This is a genomic window from Brevibacterium moorei, assembly GCF_024580735.1.
In the GTDB taxonomy this organism is placed as follows: Bacteria; Actinomycetota; Actinomycetes; order Actinomycetales; family Brevibacteriaceae; genus Brevibacterium; species Brevibacterium moorei.
Genome location: NZ_JANIJX010000003.1, coordinates 145029 through 159095 on the forward strand (window position 1 = coordinate 145029; position 14067 = coordinate 159095).

General features: G+C 66.5%; 29 protein-coding genes. All 29 read left to right on the forward strand.

Annotation, left to right across the window (positions count from 1 at the left end; all coding sequences use genetic code 11):
- The first annotated feature begins 12 nt into the window (after window positions 1-12).
- The 29 genes from NQ034_RS03475 to NQ034_RS03615 all read left to right on the forward strand — a co-directional run bounded on the left by NQ034_RS03475 (window position 13) and on the right by NQ034_RS03615 (window position 14059).
- Complete coding sequence (locus NQ034_RS03475; protein WP_257047042.1) at window positions 13-837, forward strand: BRO family protein; 825 nt, start codon at window positions 13-15, stop codon at window positions 835-837.
- Window positions 824-1030 (forward strand): hypothetical protein, encoded by a 207-nt coding sequence (locus tag NQ034_RS03480; protein ID WP_257047043.1) that lies wholly within the window; start codon window positions 824-826, stop codon window positions 1028-1030. The genes NQ034_RS03475 and NQ034_RS03480 overlap by 14 nt, the downstream gene beginning before the upstream one ends.
- Before the next feature lie 31 nt (window positions 1031-1061).
- Window positions 1062-1316 carry a hypothetical protein gene (locus tag NQ034_RS03485; protein ID WP_257047044.1) on the forward strand — a complete coding sequence of 85 codons (255 nt, stop codon included), beginning with the start codon at window positions 1062-1064 and terminating at the stop codon, window positions 1314-1316.
- A complete protein-coding gene (locus tag NQ034_RS03490) occupies window positions 1316-1717 on the forward strand; it encodes a hypothetical protein (protein WP_257047045.1) in 402 nt (133 codons plus the stop codon). Before NQ034_RS03485 ends, NQ034_RS03490 begins: the two co-directional genes overlap by 1 nt.
- Window positions 1711-2064, forward strand: coding sequence for a hypothetical protein (locus NQ034_RS03495; RefSeq protein ID WP_257047046.1), 354 nt, complete (start codon window positions 1711-1713; stop codon window positions 2062-2064). Before NQ034_RS03490 ends, NQ034_RS03495 begins: the two co-directional genes overlap by 7 nt.
- The gene (locus tag NQ034_RS03500) at window positions 2061-2396 is read left to right on the forward strand and encodes a hypothetical protein (RefSeq protein WP_257047047.1); all 336 of its coding nucleotides are present in this window, start codon (window positions 2061-2063) and stop codon (window positions 2394-2396) included. Before NQ034_RS03495 ends, NQ034_RS03500 begins: the two co-directional genes overlap by 4 nt.
- Window positions 2386-2988: an SLC5/6 family protein gene (locus NQ034_RS03505; RefSeq protein WP_257047048.1), complete on the forward strand. Its 603-nt coding sequence runs from the start codon at window positions 2386-2388 to the stop codon at window positions 2986-2988. Before NQ034_RS03500 ends, NQ034_RS03505 begins: the two co-directional genes overlap by 11 nt.
- Window positions 2988-3563 (forward strand): single-stranded DNA-binding protein, encoded by a 576-nt coding sequence (locus NQ034_RS03510; protein WP_257047049.1) that lies wholly within the window; start codon window positions 2988-2990, stop codon window positions 3561-3563. The genes NQ034_RS03505 and NQ034_RS03510 overlap by 1 nt, the downstream gene beginning before the upstream one ends.
- 20 nt (window positions 3564-3583) lie before the next feature.
- Window positions 3584-3832, forward strand: a complete 249-nt coding sequence (locus NQ034_RS03515; RefSeq protein WP_257047050.1) for a hypothetical protein — start codon at window positions 3584-3586, stop codon at window positions 3830-3832.
- Between the two features lie 33 nt (window positions 3833-3865).
- Entirely contained in the window at window positions 3866-4192 is a 327-nt protein-coding gene (locus NQ034_RS03520) for a hypothetical protein (RefSeq protein WP_257047051.1), read from the forward strand.
- 6 nt (window positions 4193-4198) lie between these two features.
- Entirely contained in the window at window positions 4199-4621 is a 423-nt protein-coding gene (locus NQ034_RS03525) for a hypothetical protein (protein ID WP_257047052.1), read from the forward strand.
- Window positions 4618-5025, forward strand: a complete 408-nt coding sequence (locus NQ034_RS03530; protein ID WP_257047053.1) for an RNA-binding protein — start codon at window positions 4618-4620, stop codon at window positions 5023-5025. The genes NQ034_RS03525 and NQ034_RS03530 overlap by 4 nt, the downstream gene beginning before the upstream one ends.
- A gap of 165 nt (window positions 5026-5190) precedes the next feature.
- Window positions 5191-5418, forward strand: a complete 228-nt coding sequence (locus NQ034_RS03535; protein ID WP_257047054.1) for a hypothetical protein — start codon at window positions 5191-5193, stop codon at window positions 5416-5418.
- Window positions 5415-5762 carry a hypothetical protein gene (locus tag NQ034_RS03540; RefSeq protein WP_257047055.1) on the forward strand — a complete coding sequence of 116 codons (348 nt, stop codon included), beginning with the start codon at window positions 5415-5417 and terminating at the stop codon, window positions 5760-5762. The genes NQ034_RS03535 and NQ034_RS03540 overlap by 4 nt, the downstream gene beginning before the upstream one ends.
- The gene (locus tag NQ034_RS03545) at window positions 5762-6055 is read left to right on the forward strand and encodes a hypothetical protein (protein WP_257047056.1); all 294 of its coding nucleotides are present in this window, start codon (window positions 5762-5764) and stop codon (window positions 6053-6055) included. The genes NQ034_RS03540 and NQ034_RS03545 overlap by 1 nt, the downstream gene beginning before the upstream one ends.
- A 53-nt stretch (window positions 6056-6108) precedes the next feature.
- On the forward strand, window positions 6109-6276 hold the full coding sequence (locus NQ034_RS03550) for a hypothetical protein (protein WP_257047057.1): 168 nt from the start codon (window positions 6109-6111) through the stop codon (window positions 6274-6276).
- Window positions 6276-6671, forward strand: coding sequence for a hypothetical protein (locus tag NQ034_RS03555; RefSeq protein ID WP_257047058.1), 396 nt, complete (start codon window positions 6276-6278; stop codon window positions 6669-6671). Before NQ034_RS03550 ends, NQ034_RS03555 begins: the two co-directional genes overlap by 1 nt.
- Window positions 6672-6801: 130 nt before the next feature.
- The gene (locus tag NQ034_RS03560; protein WP_257047059.1) at window positions 6802-6960 is read left to right on the forward strand and encodes a hypothetical protein; all 159 of its coding nucleotides are present in this window, start codon (window positions 6802-6804) and stop codon (window positions 6958-6960) included.
- Entirely contained in the window at window positions 6957-7172 is a 216-nt protein-coding gene (locus NQ034_RS03565) for a hypothetical protein (protein WP_257047061.1), read from the forward strand. Before NQ034_RS03560 ends, NQ034_RS03565 begins: the two co-directional genes overlap by 4 nt.
- Complete coding sequence (locus NQ034_RS03570) at window positions 7169-7336, forward strand: hypothetical protein (RefSeq protein ID WP_257047062.1); 168 nt, start codon at window positions 7169-7171, stop codon at window positions 7334-7336. The genes NQ034_RS03565 and NQ034_RS03570 overlap by 4 nt, the downstream gene beginning before the upstream one ends.
- Entirely contained in the window at window positions 7333-7686 is a 354-nt protein-coding gene (locus NQ034_RS03575; RefSeq protein WP_257047063.1) for a hypothetical protein, read from the forward strand. The genes NQ034_RS03570 and NQ034_RS03575 overlap by 4 nt, the downstream gene beginning before the upstream one ends.
- Before the next feature lie 92 nt (window positions 7687-7778).
- Window positions 7779-9161, forward strand: a complete 1383-nt coding sequence (locus tag NQ034_RS03580) for a hypothetical protein (protein WP_257047064.1) — start codon at window positions 7779-7781, stop codon at window positions 9159-9161.
- The gene (locus NQ034_RS03585) at window positions 9158-9484 is read left to right on the forward strand and encodes a VRR-NUC domain-containing protein (protein ID WP_257047065.1); all 327 of its coding nucleotides are present in this window, start codon (window positions 9158-9160) and stop codon (window positions 9482-9484) included. The genes NQ034_RS03580 and NQ034_RS03585 overlap by 4 nt, the downstream gene beginning before the upstream one ends.
- A complete protein-coding gene (locus tag NQ034_RS03590) occupies window positions 9481-10227 on the forward strand; it encodes a hypothetical protein (RefSeq protein ID WP_257047066.1) in 747 nt (248 codons plus the stop codon). The genes NQ034_RS03585 and NQ034_RS03590 overlap by 4 nt, the downstream gene beginning before the upstream one ends.
- A gap of 209 nt (window positions 10228-10436) precedes the next feature.
- Window positions 10437-11063 carry a DUF4352 domain-containing protein gene (locus NQ034_RS03595; RefSeq protein WP_257047067.1) on the forward strand — a complete coding sequence of 209 codons (627 nt, stop codon included), beginning with the start codon at window positions 10437-10439 and terminating at the stop codon, window positions 11061-11063.
- 64 nt (window positions 11064-11127) lie between these two features.
- Window positions 11128-11439, forward strand: a complete 312-nt coding sequence (locus tag NQ034_RS03600) for an HNH endonuclease (protein WP_257047068.1) — start codon at window positions 11128-11130, stop codon at window positions 11437-11439.
- 368 nt (window positions 11440-11807) lie between these two features.
- The gene (locus tag NQ034_RS03605) at window positions 11808-12383 is read left to right on the forward strand and encodes a hypothetical protein (RefSeq protein ID WP_257047069.1); all 576 of its coding nucleotides are present in this window, start codon (window positions 11808-11810) and stop codon (window positions 12381-12383) included.
- Window positions 12373-12633, forward strand: coding sequence for a hypothetical protein (locus NQ034_RS03610; RefSeq protein ID WP_257047070.1), 261 nt, complete (start codon window positions 12373-12375; stop codon window positions 12631-12633). The genes NQ034_RS03605 and NQ034_RS03610 overlap by 11 nt, the downstream gene beginning before the upstream one ends.
- On the forward strand, window positions 12587-14059 hold the full coding sequence (locus NQ034_RS03615; protein ID WP_257047071.1) for a terminase large subunit domain-containing protein: 1473 nt from the start codon (window positions 12587-12589) through the stop codon (window positions 14057-14059). The genes NQ034_RS03610 and NQ034_RS03615 overlap by 47 nt, the downstream gene beginning before the upstream one ends.
- The last annotated feature ends 8 nt before the right edge of the window (window positions 14060-14067 follow it).

The window sequence follows — 14067 nt, forward strand, 5'->3', positions numbered from 1 at the left end:
AAGGAGATCGAGATGAACGAGCTGAACATCTTCAACTACCAGGGTACCGAAGTGCGGACGGTCCTGATCGACGGCGGACCGTGGTTCGTCCTCGCGGACCTCATCCGGGTTCTCGGGCTCAAGCAGTACCGACAGGACCGATTGGGTGACGACATGATTCAGAATCACCCCATTGCCGACACCCTGGGGCGGCTGCAGAGCACGGCAGTCGTTTCCGAAGCGGGAATGTACGAGGTCGTCATCCGGTCGGATAAGCCGGAAGCGGCGGTCTTCCGACGCTGGATCACTTCGGAGGTCCTGCCTTCGATCCGCAAGACCGGCAGCTACGGGACCGGTGCGCCGGCGCTGGATGATCAGCAGATCGTAGCCCGGGCGCTGCAGATCACCACAGCGCAGATCGCCGAGTTGGAGCAGACGGTCGAGCAGCAGGCCCCAATCGTCGCCTACCACGAGCGGTATGTGGCGGAGTCCGACGACATCATCACGATCGAGAATTTCGCAGGCCAGTACCAGACGACTGGCCCGCGGGTCCGTGAGCTCCTCGATCAGAGGCGGTTGGCCACACGCAAGAAGGTCGGTAGTCACTGGTCCCGCAAGGAAAACCGCATGGTCGAGGACTTCGAGTGGCGGGCGCGGCAGGGCCAGCGGTCGTCCGAGTGGTTTGACCTGAGACCCCAGCACAATGCGCCGCGCCTGCACAACGGCCAGGTCCGACAGACGTTGTACGTCCGCCAGTACTACGCGCCCGACCTCGCCGGGCGCCTCGGCCTGGTTAAGTCCACCGCGGTAGAGGTACAGGCCGAGATGCAGTTGGGAGGCCCCGATGCCGACGCGTGATGAGGCGATTGCCGGCGCCGGGCAGATCCTGGCCCGCGGGCTGGTGCGCACCTACATGGAGGGCACGGTCGCGGAGGCCGCGGCTCGCGCGTACACGCCGGGCGGCCCGCCCCTGGCTGAGCTGGAGGCCCGGATCGCGGCACTCCGCGCCGGGGCCCTCCCCACCACAATCCCCGCGGCTGCTGCCGCATAACCCCACACCCATTACCCGATAGGAGACCCCCATGGAATCGCTGCTGAATCAGATGCTCAACGACGCCCAGACCGAACAGGCTGCCCAAGCCAGAGCCCGACGTCGGATGCGCGCGAAGCACGAGAGGCGCCGTTTCTTCCTCCTGTACACGCCCCCGGCCCTCGCCCTCTCGGCCGGCTACCTGGTCGCGGTCGTCCACGACAACGTCAGCGGCCAGATGGGCGCCCTGGCTGGCGTGGCGATCCTCGCCCTGGCCGCCCTGCTCATCGAGGACCGGTGCCACTGATGACACCGAGGATCACGATCCGCCGAGCCCGCCCGGGCCAGTGGGAGGCCCGCCACGACACGGCCGGCACCATCGCCCTGACCATCACCCACCAGGCAGCCCTGGCCGCCGTCGACGTCTGGACCTGGGGCCGCCCCGAGTACCGCGCCGATCGACAGCCCCGCATGATCAGGTGGCACCGAAACGACCCGTGCCAGGTTCGTCCAATTCTCGATGAGAGGATTCTGGCCCTGCCCAGCGAGGACGCGCCAGACACCACGGTCTACGTCACCCCGACCAAGGTGGCCCCATGCTTCGGCGTGGCTACCTTCCAAGCCATCGGGAGCCTGCGGAACCTGTTCATGCCTCCGCTGACTCAGGATGACGTGGCCCTCGTCCCGCCGATGGAGGCGCCATGCTGATCGAAGAACTCAACGCCAGCGACGACCGGTTCACGCCGGGGGAGAAGTGCGAAGTCGAGCACCGCGACGAGTGCTACCACCTCGCCCGCCCAGCGGTCCTCACCCAGACGGTGCCCCTGCGCGGCACCCCGCGTGAGCAGTTCGAGGCCCGCCTCGTCCGGATCCGCAACAACCACGTGACCGTCCACCACATCGACAAGGCAGCGCTCACGATCACCCTGATCAACAGCACCGGCGGCCACGAACGACTCATCTACCGCCCCCGCTCACCACACCCGGCACCGCGCTCGCTGACCCCGATCCCGATCTACCCGCAGGCCCCGGCCAGGAAGGACGGCACCCGATGACCTCCTACACAATCACGCCTGACGCGCGGTGCCTGGTGCACACGACGATCACGCACACGGAGACCACCCCGCCGGTGGCCGAGGGGTTCGAGCAGGTCCGACCGGGAACGGCAAAGGAGCAGTTCCTCAACCGGCTGAGCCAGCTCAGCCGCTCCCCGGTGGGCATCCGCAATGTCAAGGGCAACCATTCGACGCTCACGATCACCTACCTGCAGGGCTCCGTGGAGTCGGGGTTCCCGCGGTGGCGCCCGGTCGAAGAGAAGTTCCACAAGCTGACCACCCGGCCCAGACGGGCCGATGACGACGAAGAGGAGATGCACCATGCAGCCTGAAATCAACCCGCAGGCAGAACCCGAGCAGCAGCATGACGAGGCCCGGGCCCGCAAGCATCGGCGCGAGGATCATGCACGCGAGTACCGGCGGGGCCGCTGGTTCATGGCCATCGCCGGGGTCATCGCCGTGGTGTGTGGCCTGACTGCCGTGATCACCTCCGGCTTCCGGCTGGCAGCGAGAGGTGGTGAGCCCGGGGACATGGTGGCGCTGGTCGTCTCCGCGGTGATCCTGACCGCCGCGATGCTCATCGTCGGGGGCGGGTGGACGTCGCACGCACTGACGTACCGGCATGCTCTGGACATGGACCGGGCCGGCCACTTGGTGGGGTCCGCGGCGGCGGAGATCTTCGACCTGCGCATGCAGCTCGACGCGGTCCGCCGTGGCTATGAGGCGGCCGCCCCGGCACACCAGATCGAGCCGGAGAAGATCCGGAACCGTATGGCGATCGCCTACGTCAGTCAGGGCGGTGACATCAACGATTCGGACACGTCGGTGCGGTATGTGGCCGGGTTCAACGGGGACACGGGCCAGCAGGACCCGACCGCCGGCACGTTCTTCCACGTGCATGTCCCGACTGGGGAGGCTGCCTGATGGCCGGGGAAACGATCATCACGCTGGTTGGCAACCTCACGGCCGATCCGGATCTGCGTTTCACCCCGAACGGTGCCGCGGTCGCGAACTTCACGGTGGCCTCGACGCCGCGCACGTTCGACCGTCGCAGCAACGAGTTCAAGGACGGCGAGACCATGTTCCTCCGGTGCGCCGCGTGGCGCGATATGGCGGAGAACGTGGCAAGTTCCTTGTCCCGCGGGACGCGCGTGGTCGTGCAGGGACGCCTGCGCACCCGCTCGTTCGAGACGAAGGAGGGCGAGAACCGCACGGTATTCGAGCTCGACGTCGACGAGGTCGGTCCCAGCCTGCGCTATGCCACCGCGAATGTGCAGCGTAATGCCCGGCCGGACCAGCGCGCTCAGGCCGATCAGCGTGGTTACGGTGGCGGGTCGGATTGGGGTCGGGCGCCGCAGGGCGACCCGCAGAACGTCCACGGTGCTGGCACGGGTACCGGGCAGACGACCGACGACCCCTGGGCCTCCGCCGCACCTGGTGGTGGCGCTGATTGGAGTCAGCAGCCCGCCCCGGCCGATAACGGCGAACCACCCTTCTAGCCCTGAAAGGGGAACCCATCATGCTCAAGACCACCTTTACCTTCACCGCGGGGGTCCTGGTCACACTCGCCGGCCTCGTCGTGGCGGGCCTCATCCTTGAGGCCCGCGACCAGCCAGCCCCACTGCCGGACGTCGACGAGGACGTCGACGAGCCCATCCCCGAAGACGACGAGGAGGAGGACGAACCGGCATACGGCTTTGTGGAGATCGACGAAGACTGGTTCGGCCCCCACCACCTCCCGGGCTGGATGAACGACACCAACATCTGACCCGCCCGCACCCATCCCGAAAGGCCCCACACCATGAGACTCAAGACGAAACTCCGTCACTTGCCGTACCGCCCGTTCCCCGTCCGCTCCCGGTACACGCCGAAGTCCGCCCGCCGGTTCCGCAAGTACATCAACGCGCAGAACCGCCGCGCCGGCCGCGCCCTGGCCGACCTGCGCCGCGCCCACGGGATCTCCCACCAGGAACTCGCCGCCTGGACCGTCTCCCCGAAGCTCACGCAGCAGGACATCCACCGGGTTGAGACCGGTGTCGGAACGACCCTCGACTACGAGGTCTATGACGGGTTCCTCGCCGCGTACATCGACATGAGCCCCGCCGGCCGCGCCTGGGTTCGCAGGTGACCAGCCATGTGGCAGCAGACCCCACTCCTGATGGCCCTGCCCGGCGGCCGGGAGTTCGACCTGCCGCCGCGGTGGGACGGCCGGCGGGTGGCGTGGTCGCCCTGGGAGACGGTCAACCTCGGCTCCCTGGCCTGGCACGGCGACCCGACGTGCTGCACGGCCTGCGGCGTCATCGACGAGCAGTACCAGGTCACCGCGTTTGGAACGATCCACCCGAACCCGGGCGAGACCACCACAGAGCAGGCTCTCCGGCGCACCCGGTCCGGCCGGCTCTACACGGTCGACGTCCGGCGCCCAGCCCGCCCACTCAAGGACCTGTGCGCCACCCGCTGCCGCCACTGCGGCCACGACAGCATCTACCAGCGCTCGACCGACACCGCCTGGGACCTCGACGACACCGACTACACCGCAGAAGGGAGCACAGCGTGACCACCGCCGCACCGCAGACCGGGGACCTGTTCGACCTGCTGGACGACAACGACCGACCTGCCGAAGAATTCATCTACCTCGGCCTTGGGCTCCCGGACGCTGAATTCCGGGAGCAGTTCACCGTGGCCGTGGGCCCGCTCAAGGGAAAGAGAATCTGGCGCGATCGAAGATTCGGAGATCCGGAAGGGACCCGATACGGCATCGACCTAGAGACTCACGACCGCCAATGGTGGCACCAGTACCTGAGCGACGGGAAGTGGATCTTCAGCTGGGAGATGGAAGCCACCTGTCCAGCATGCGGGCAGAAATGGCGGCGCATCTACTCGCCGAACTTCACTCAGGAAGCCCACTGCCCAGCAGCAGCCGAACGCCCAGACCGACCGGTCAAAGGCTGGCAGCCATGACCGCGCACCCGCCCGGCGACAAGTTCTCACGATGCCAGCTATGCCAAGTCACCTGGCACTCATGCAAGATCCTCACCCGTGACCGCGGCCGCCCCTGCTGCCCCAACTGCAACCACAACCCACCAGACGACGATACGGGCAGCACGCAGAAGAAGGAGGAAGTGAATGAGTGACCAGCCGATGCCCGGCCATGAGGACTGTCCCCACGACCTCACCGAGGAGCAGTCCATGAACGGCGCCTATCAGCGCGTCTACCGAGTCTGCGAACACGAGCACCTAGAACCGGTACACGCGGCGACCCCGTTCGATCTGATCGACCCGGAGGCCGGCCCGATCGTCGCCGACCACTGCAAGTGCTGCAACCGAATCATCACACGAGAGGAATACCGATGAAACACCAGACAATAGAAAGCTTCCTTGACGCCGCGCATAGCGACCAGCTGCTGATGCGATCCGGAGGTGAAGTCTGGCTGGCCTGGGAGACCGAGGAAGGGGAATGGTTCGCGGCCCGCCCCCGGAACGAGGACGACCCGGTCATAGTCACTGGCGACCGGTGGCGCCCATGTGGCCCGACCCTGGTCGAAGACCTGAAATTCCCCATAGAGGTCGTAGAGGCCACTGCCGCGTTCAACGCCCAGCGGGCCATCAACGATCTGAACCGGCGCACGAAGGAAGCAGAGAAGGCCTACTCGGACGCCGGGTGGGCGAGGCACATGGACCGCCAGGGAGGCGCGTGATGCCTGATCTGATCGCGGAGACGCTGGCCCGGCATCAGGCGGCGATGGTGCATGAGGCTGGGCCGGATATAGCGATGGCATGCGAATGTGACGACACCTACCGGACCTACCGCCAACATGCCGCCCACCAGGCGGAAGCCGTGCGTGCCGCGCTGCTGGGAGACGAGGCCGTGGAGATGGCCGCAGATGCCGCCGCAACTCATACCGCGATGCTCGGACGTACCTGGAGAAGTGCGGAGAACATGGCCCGGGCCGTCCTGACAGCCGTCACGACGAAGGAGGAAGAGGAATGAGCTGGACAAGTCCACTGCCAGGGAACCCATACGTACCAGGGCCGGAGGCCTCAATGTCGGCTGACCAAGGGAAGTTCCAGGCGCTCATGGCCCAGGCATACGAGACGCGGACGGCGACGCTGGTGGCCTATCTGGCGATGGTCAACGACCCGGACCGAGACCCGACGCCGGGCGAGATCGCCCTGGAACAGACGGTCGCACAGCGATTGGGGATCGAGTGATGAGCGAAAAGGAGACGCTTAAGGGCTACTTGGCAGAGCGCCACCGGATCGCAGCCGCGGCCACACCAGGTGAGTGGAAAGCCGACGTCGATGGAGAATTTGGAATCCTGCCGGGCATCATCCCAGACGACACTCACTACGGGGTCGGGAGCGCGGCGGACATCAGAGCCATCGCAGATGCACGCGCAGCGCTCCCACACCTCCTGACGGCCCTGGAAGGCGTGCTGCAGGTGCACCAGCCGATTGAAGCCGTCGACGAGCTGGGGCGGACGAAGCGCCCGATCCGCGTCTGCGCCGGGTGCGGGACGGATTCGGGACAGTGGCAGCTCTACCCCTGCCGCACTGTGCGCCCGATCTGCGCGGCCCTGGGGGTGGACCCAAATGAGCGGAGCTGAAGCGCGTATCGCGGTCTATGACCCGAACCGAGGCCAATGGATCATCGCAGAAGGCCACTTGGCCGGCGATGGGATGACGATCACCCACGGATACGAAACGCCTGACCTTATGACACGACTAGGCACAACAATGCCCCGCAGTGCTCGCACCACGATCAGCCTGACCATCGAGGTCCCGGTCTACTGGATCGTCACCGACGAGTACATGCGCCACTACCGGCCCGCCGCGGCAGATGACCCGCAGCTCGACCGGTCCCGCCAGATCAACAGAGGAGACGACCACCAATGACTCGTCCCAAGAAGACCGCTGCGTTCGCAGCTGCTCTCGTCCTCGCTGCCGTAGCCCTAGGCGGATGCGCAGGCCACGCGGAGAGCGGAAAGGGCCGCCTGACCTCGGACACGGTGAAGCTCAAGGACGGAAGGTCCATCGAGTGCATCTATCTGGACGACGTCAATCGCCAGGGCCAGGGCGGTATCTCCTGCGATTGGAGCGCGCAGTGAAGATCAGCCTGACCCTGGGCCTGTCCATCACACGCGCCCAGCCCCAGCCCGGCCCAACTCCGGAGCCTCTGCGCGAGGTCGACATGGGCGCCTACCTGGAGAACGCCGGACACCGGCCGGTCGGTTTCCACGCCCCACTGCACACGGAGGAGGACGACGAATGACAACGATCATCCTGGGCGACGGCAAGACGATCGACGAGTCCAGCGGCGTCTACAAGCCGCTGCGGCAGGTCGTGAACCTGGCCCAGGCCTACTACGAGCGGCCTGACCGCAGTCCGGTATCGCTCTACCTGCACTGTCGCCTCCGCACGGCTTGGGCACACTACGCCCTGGCCGACACGTCGAAAGCCCAGATCGTTTACGGCCGCGACAGCACCGACCAGACCCGAATCGACGTGATCTGGATGGTCGAGTGGCGCGACGAGATCAAGCTCGCCGAGGTCATCGAACCAACCCTGAACCTGCCTCGGGCCGTCGACGTCTACCCGTGGATGAACAGGCCCACCACCTAACAGCACGCGCCCACCCACAACGGTGCCGGCAAGTCCCCACGGCCTGCCGGCACCCACCCCTACCGCACACCACCGCAAAGGACACGAACCGCATGTCATGGGCCAGATTCGGCGACACCTCCGCCAACCACCCCGTCGTCAACCGAGCACTGGCGCTCGCCGACGCGGACGAGCGGATCGCCAACGAACTCTTCGGGTTCGTGGCCAGATGCGCGCTCGAATCCACCGCCCACAACATCGAGTACAAGATCCCCAAGGGCACCGCGCTCGCATTCGGTGGTTCCCCTACCCGCGCCCGCCTGCTCATCGACGCGGCGATCGCCTGCGGGTACTGGTCCGTCCCCGCCGACCCGGAAGCGGACTATTATGAGCTGCTCCAAGATGACGACTTCATCCACCTGGTCCCGTACGAGGAGCGGGAATGGGCGAAACAACAGAAGCGCGACCGGAACAAATACCAGATCGTCGTACCCGTGCGCCTGCGCGACGGTGACGGCTGCCGGTACTGCGGCCGCGTCGTCCAGTGGGGGTCGAACAACTCGGCCATGGCAGGCACCTACGACCATCTCGTCCCCGGCGTCGAGGCCGAGACGATCTCGGATCTGGTTGTGGCCTGCCAGAGCTGCAATGGCAAGTTCGGCGACATGCCCGCCGAGGACAAAGCCATCCACCTCATGCCCGTCCCGCTCAGCCCCTACCTCAGCGAGTCCACAGTGACGTGGCTCCGGGGCTTGAAGTGGGTCATCAACAACAATGTGAAGATCCCGTCCCCGTCGAAGCGCCAGTCCGCTCCGGGGGCACAGGTGTATCTCACCAAGAAGACTTCGGCCGGCAGCCAGCCGGTCAAGAACGCAGGCGGTCCGCAGGGCATCCCCACCACGGTGGGTGGCCCCGCGCCTGCAGCTGCTGGCCCGAAGGGTCCCCACACCAGGGACGACCCCGCAGCAGCACCCACGCCCGGTCCGAGGGAAACAGCCGCCAGCCAGGCGGCACCGGACCCCGCGGGCGTGGCCCAAACCGCTGGCCCGCGGGTCCCCGACCACCAGCCAGGTGGCCGGGACGACCCCGCAGCGTCCACGCCTGGTCCGCAGGGCATCCCCACCACGGTGGGTGGCCCCGCAGGCGCGGAAACCTCCGGTCCGAGGGAAACAGCCGCCAGCCAGGCGGCACCGGACCCCGCGGAGGACAAACAAGCACTAAGGCAACCCTTAGCGAGCGCGAAACCACGCGAGCGCAAGACCGGGTTGCAGGGTGTCTCACCTGGGAAAACACGGGCCATGCCACGGCCTGCCCGATCCTGCCCGGAACTGCCCGAAGGCGACTCCACGTCGACGGGCAGTTGCGGGTCGGGTCGGGACGGGTCGGGTAGGGCCTTGTCAGGAGGGGACGGGGCTGGGACTGGCCGGGAGCACGATCCTGCCAGCCTCAGACCTGCCCCTGCTCCTGGCACTAAGAGAAAGCGACGCCGCAGATGAAAGCCGCCGACTACCGCGCACTCCAAGCTCGGTCGTGGACAGAGGCTCAGTTCCAATCGCAGGTTGTGGCGATGGCTCGCAGTCTGGGTTGGATGAGCTATCACACTCACGATTCACGTCGGTCTGATCCGGGGTTTCCTGATCTGTGCCTCGTCCATCCTGGTCGGGCTCGGGTGATGTGGCGGGAGTTGAAGACGGAGACAGGCAGGCTTCGACCGGCGCAGAGGGATTGGTTGGGGGCGTTGGCTGATGCTGGGCAGGATGCGGGCGTGTGGCGGCCGAGTGATTTGGTGTCGGGTCGGATTGGACGGGAGTTGAGATGACGGTTTCGAAGCGGGAGTTCCAGCGGGTGTTGGCGCAGTTGGTGGTGTTGGTGGGTGATTTGGAGGTGACGGTGCAGCGGCGTGATGTGGTGGCCCGGAATCAGGGTGGCCATGGCGTGGCGGGAAATCCGTTGGTGTTCAATGTGGGTGCCGCCGAGGTGCTCGATGGGATTCGGGCGCTGGTGCAGGAGGTGTATGTGGCCGGCGTCCGGGTGGGGAACTTGAGGCAGTCGGGGTTCGTGTACTGCTCGGACGTGGGGGAGTTGGTCCGGGCGGCGTGTAAGTGGGCGTGGTGGATGGCGCGTCGGGATGAGGCGGACGCCTGGTTTGAGCGTCTGTCCGATCTGCTGGTGCGGGGTCTGCGTGTGGTGGATCTGCCGGTGGAGCGGGTGAGCCTGGGGGACTGTGGTGCCATTGTGGCGGGCGGGGAGTGCTTCGGGCAGGTATGGGCGGTCGAGGGTGAGCCGGTGGCGGAGTGCCCGGACTGCGGCGCCCGGTGGGACGTAGCCGAGAGGCAGGCGGCCCGGGTGGCCGAGGCTGCCGGGTATGTGGCCCGTCTGTCGATCGTGGTCGGTGTGCTGCAGCGTGAGGGCGTGCCGGTGAAGCTGGGTACGGCGAAGCAGTGGGTCAAGCGTGGCCGCCTGACCGCGGTGGATCGGGACGATGATGGGGTGGCCCTGTACGCGGTGGGGGACGTGGCGGCGTTGGCTGAGGCCTCGCGCGCGTCTCGGGCGGCGTCTTGACATTCGGCGGGTTTGTACCCTACCTTGAAGGCATAGTCGAATGATTGTCGGAAGGGCCAGGTTGAGCGTTGCTCACCCTGGCCCTTCTGCATGTTCGACTGTTCCTCGGGGTCACGCCTGATGGATGGGGATGGTTACCGGGCCCGGGCTTCGTGGGGAGGCTCGGGCCCACACCACCGGCAACGCTGGTTGCCGGTAGCATGGTGGCCATGAAGATCCCCACACTTCCCATAGTCCTGACCGTCGCCGGCGTCCTCGCATTGGCCGGCTGTGGTTCCAGTGACTCTGCCCCGGCCGAGACTCCGGCAGCATCGCCGGTTGAATCGATCGTTGATACTGCTGCTGATGAGCAGGCTGCCGATGATCCGAACGGAATCACCAAGGGTGCGACTGAAGAGTATATGAACTCCGATCAGACGGACCATTACAAATTGCGGGTACTCAAGAGCGAGACCAGCACGAGTATTAAAGACGGTGGGTCGAATCCCGATTACGACGGTGGCAATGACCGATACACCACGGCTAAGCCGAAGCAGGGAAAGCAATTCCTCGTCGTCGAATACGAAGTTGAGAACGTCGGTAATAAGCCGTCGATGCCAAGCCTGACCCCGATGGCGGGAATCGGGAATGGATCATTCGCCCAGACCGGCGCCGATGACGATATCAGCGGGAACCTGAGCCGGGAGAATGATGAGGCCTTCGGGCAGTTCATCAACCCCGGTGACAAGGTGAAGGTCATTGCAGTCATCTCGGTCCCGGCAGATGCCAAGCCCGAGTACTTCATCCTGTCAGACCCGGCCTTCGACGGCACCGCGCAGGTGCCGTTCAAACTGTAGGACCAGCAGCAGGCGCGCGGCCTCGACCATCACGGTCGGGGCCGCGCGGGTTTGGGGAGTGAGCATGGCGGCGTCGCGCACGGGCACCACGAAGTGGATGCGCATCCGCGACCGTCGCATCCAGGCTGCGATCAACGACGGCCTGACGCACTGCCCGCGCTGCCGTGTGGTCCTCGACTATGAGCGAGGGAAGCGGCCGAACTCGGTCGAGGTCGATCACATCGTCCCTGCATCACTCGGTGGTCTCGACGTTTACGAGAACACGCAAGTGGTGTGCAGGCGGTGCAATCAGTCGATGGGGGATAAGCAGCCCCGCCGGCGGAAGCAGGTGCGCCGGGCCCGGGAGATTCGGCCCACGGTGGCAGCCCGGTGGTAGCCCGGTCGGGGTATTCGAGGGTATCCCGTCCGGGTGGTATCGCCGGGTGGTGGCGGGGTTATCAGACTAGTGTTATTCTTATCCGGTAAAGAGGTACCCAGGGGGTATACCCCAAAGGGGCCTGATTCCCGTACCCCGCGGCATAGCGAAATATCTCCCCGATATTTTTCCAAATCTGTCCCCGGAAATGTGGCATAGGCCCGATTGGCACCACGATTTCCCAGAAATGCCCAGCGATTCCCCGAATGAAGCATTTGACTTGGCTCTGATTGTGGCCCTTCTGAGGCGATTCCCTGACGGCATCAAATCACACGGTATTAACCCTGGTGAGAATAGTATTTCGTAACGCGCCCCGATAGAATTGGGGTATGGGGAAATGTGAATGCGGGAAGGATATCGCGCCGGCCGGTCGTGGCCGTATCCCGCGGTACTGCTCGAACGCCTGCCGGCAGCGCGCCTACCGCGCCCGCCGGGCAGCTGGCCCCCAGGCCCTGCCGGAGCGGATGACCTCCCGGGCCCGCTGGACCCGCGCCGCCGGCAAACGCCCCCTGACAGTCCGCGGTCGGCCCGCCTCCTCGACGAACTCCTGGACCTGGACGACATTCGACCAAGTCCAGGACGGGCCCGGCGACGGCTACGGCATCATGCTCGGCGGCGGCCTCGCCTGCTGGGACCTCGACCACTGCATCGACGATGCGGGCGCGCTCGCAGCCTGGGCCGCGGACCTGCTCGCCGGCATCCCGGACCCCGTCTGGGCCGAAGTCTCCCTGTCGGGCCGCGGCCTGCACATCTTCGTTGAGGCGCCCGAGGCCCGGGGCCGCCGAGACGGCAACATAGAGTACTACTCCCGAGCGCGGTTCATCCGCGTCACCGGCAACCCTTGGAGGAAGCATGGCCGTGAAACTGCACGCCGTAGCCGCCGAGGAACCCCACGTGCAGCCTGACCAGCCCGAGGCCCAGTCCGTCGCCGCCGCGGCAGCCGCCGGCGACCGTGTCGGGGAGCTCGCCGCGATGCGCCGGCGGATCGCCCGCGCGATCGACGATGAGGGCACGCCCGCCCGGGACCTGGCCGCGCTGACCCGCCGGCAGATCGAGATCGGCAAGGAGATCGAATCGCTCCAGGCTCAGGAGGAAGAGGAGGCGACCCATGGTGGCGTCTCTGAAGACGAGGCCTTCGACCCGGACGAGGTCTGAGCGGAAGCTCTCGGAGGTCGCCTCCCACCTGGTCATCCCCTCGGGGATCACCACCACCGCCTGGCCCGGCGTCCGTGACCGCTGCGCGAGCTTCGGCGTGGGCTTCGACCGGTGGCAGACCGGCATCGGCCAGGTCGCCCTGGGCAAACGCGAGACCGGCAAGTACGCCGCGGGCATCGGCGGCGTCGTCATGTCCATCCCCCGCCAGGTCGGCAAGACCTACCTGATCGGCTGGATGCTCTTCGCGCTGGCCACGATCCTGCCGAAGCTGACTATCATCTGGACGGCCCACCGCACCCGCACCGCCGACGAAACGTTCATGGACATGTCGGCCATGGCCAAGCGGCGCCGCGCCGCGAAGCACGTCGCCAACATTCGCTCGGGCAACGGCCGCCAGGAGATCGAATTCACCAACGGCTCCCGGATCCTCTTCGGCGCTCGCGAGTCCGGATTCGGCCGCGGTTTCGCCAAGGTCGACGTGCTGGTCCTCGATGAGGCGCAGATCCTCTCCGAGAAGGCCATGGAGGACATGGTCCCGGCCACGAACGCCGCACCCAACGGCCTGGTCTTCATGATGGGCACGCCACCGCGGCCCACGGACCCCGGAGAAGTGTTCACGAATCGTCGCCAGAAGGCCCTGGACGGCAACGAGAACACCCTGTACGTGGAGATGTCCGCCGACAAGGACGCGAACCCGGACGACCGCCGCCAGCTGCGCAAGGCGAACCCGTCCTACCCGCACCGGACCTCCGAAGAGGCGATCCAGCGTATGCGCGACCTGCTCGGCCCCGACAGCTTCAAGCGTGAGGGACTAGGCATCTGGGACGAGACCCTCAAGCGCAAGCACCCGATCCCGAAGGCACGCTGGGACAAGCTGCGCGGCACCCCGCCAGACGAGGGCATCGACGCGTTCGGCATCAGGTTCTCCGCAGACGGCGCCGAGGTCGCGCTCGCCGCGGCCCGCCGCGACCCAGACGGCCAACTCTTCGTCGAGGGCATCCGGTCGGCGCCCATGTCCGCCGGCACTCAGTGGCTCGTCGACTTCCTCGTAGACCGCAAGGACACCGCCGCGCAGTTCGTCATCGACGGCCGTAACGGCGTCGGCTACCTCGTCGAAGCCCTCCGCGAGGAAGGCGTGCGCAACAAGCGGCTCATCTGGACGCCGACCGCAGACCAGGTCATCACCGCCCACACGATGTTCCTCGAGGCCGTCAAGCAGGGCACCCTGTCCCACTCGGGCCAGCCCGAACTCGATGCCCAGGTCGAAGGCGCCGGCCGCCGCGCGATCGGCAAGGCCGGCGGCTGGGGCTGGGAAGCCCCCGAAGATGGCTCCGTGACCCTGCTCGAAGCCGCCACCACCGCGGCCTGGGCCGCCAAGACAACCCGCCGCCGTCCCCGCAAGGGAGGCCGCAAACAGATCCTCTAGAAGGGAGT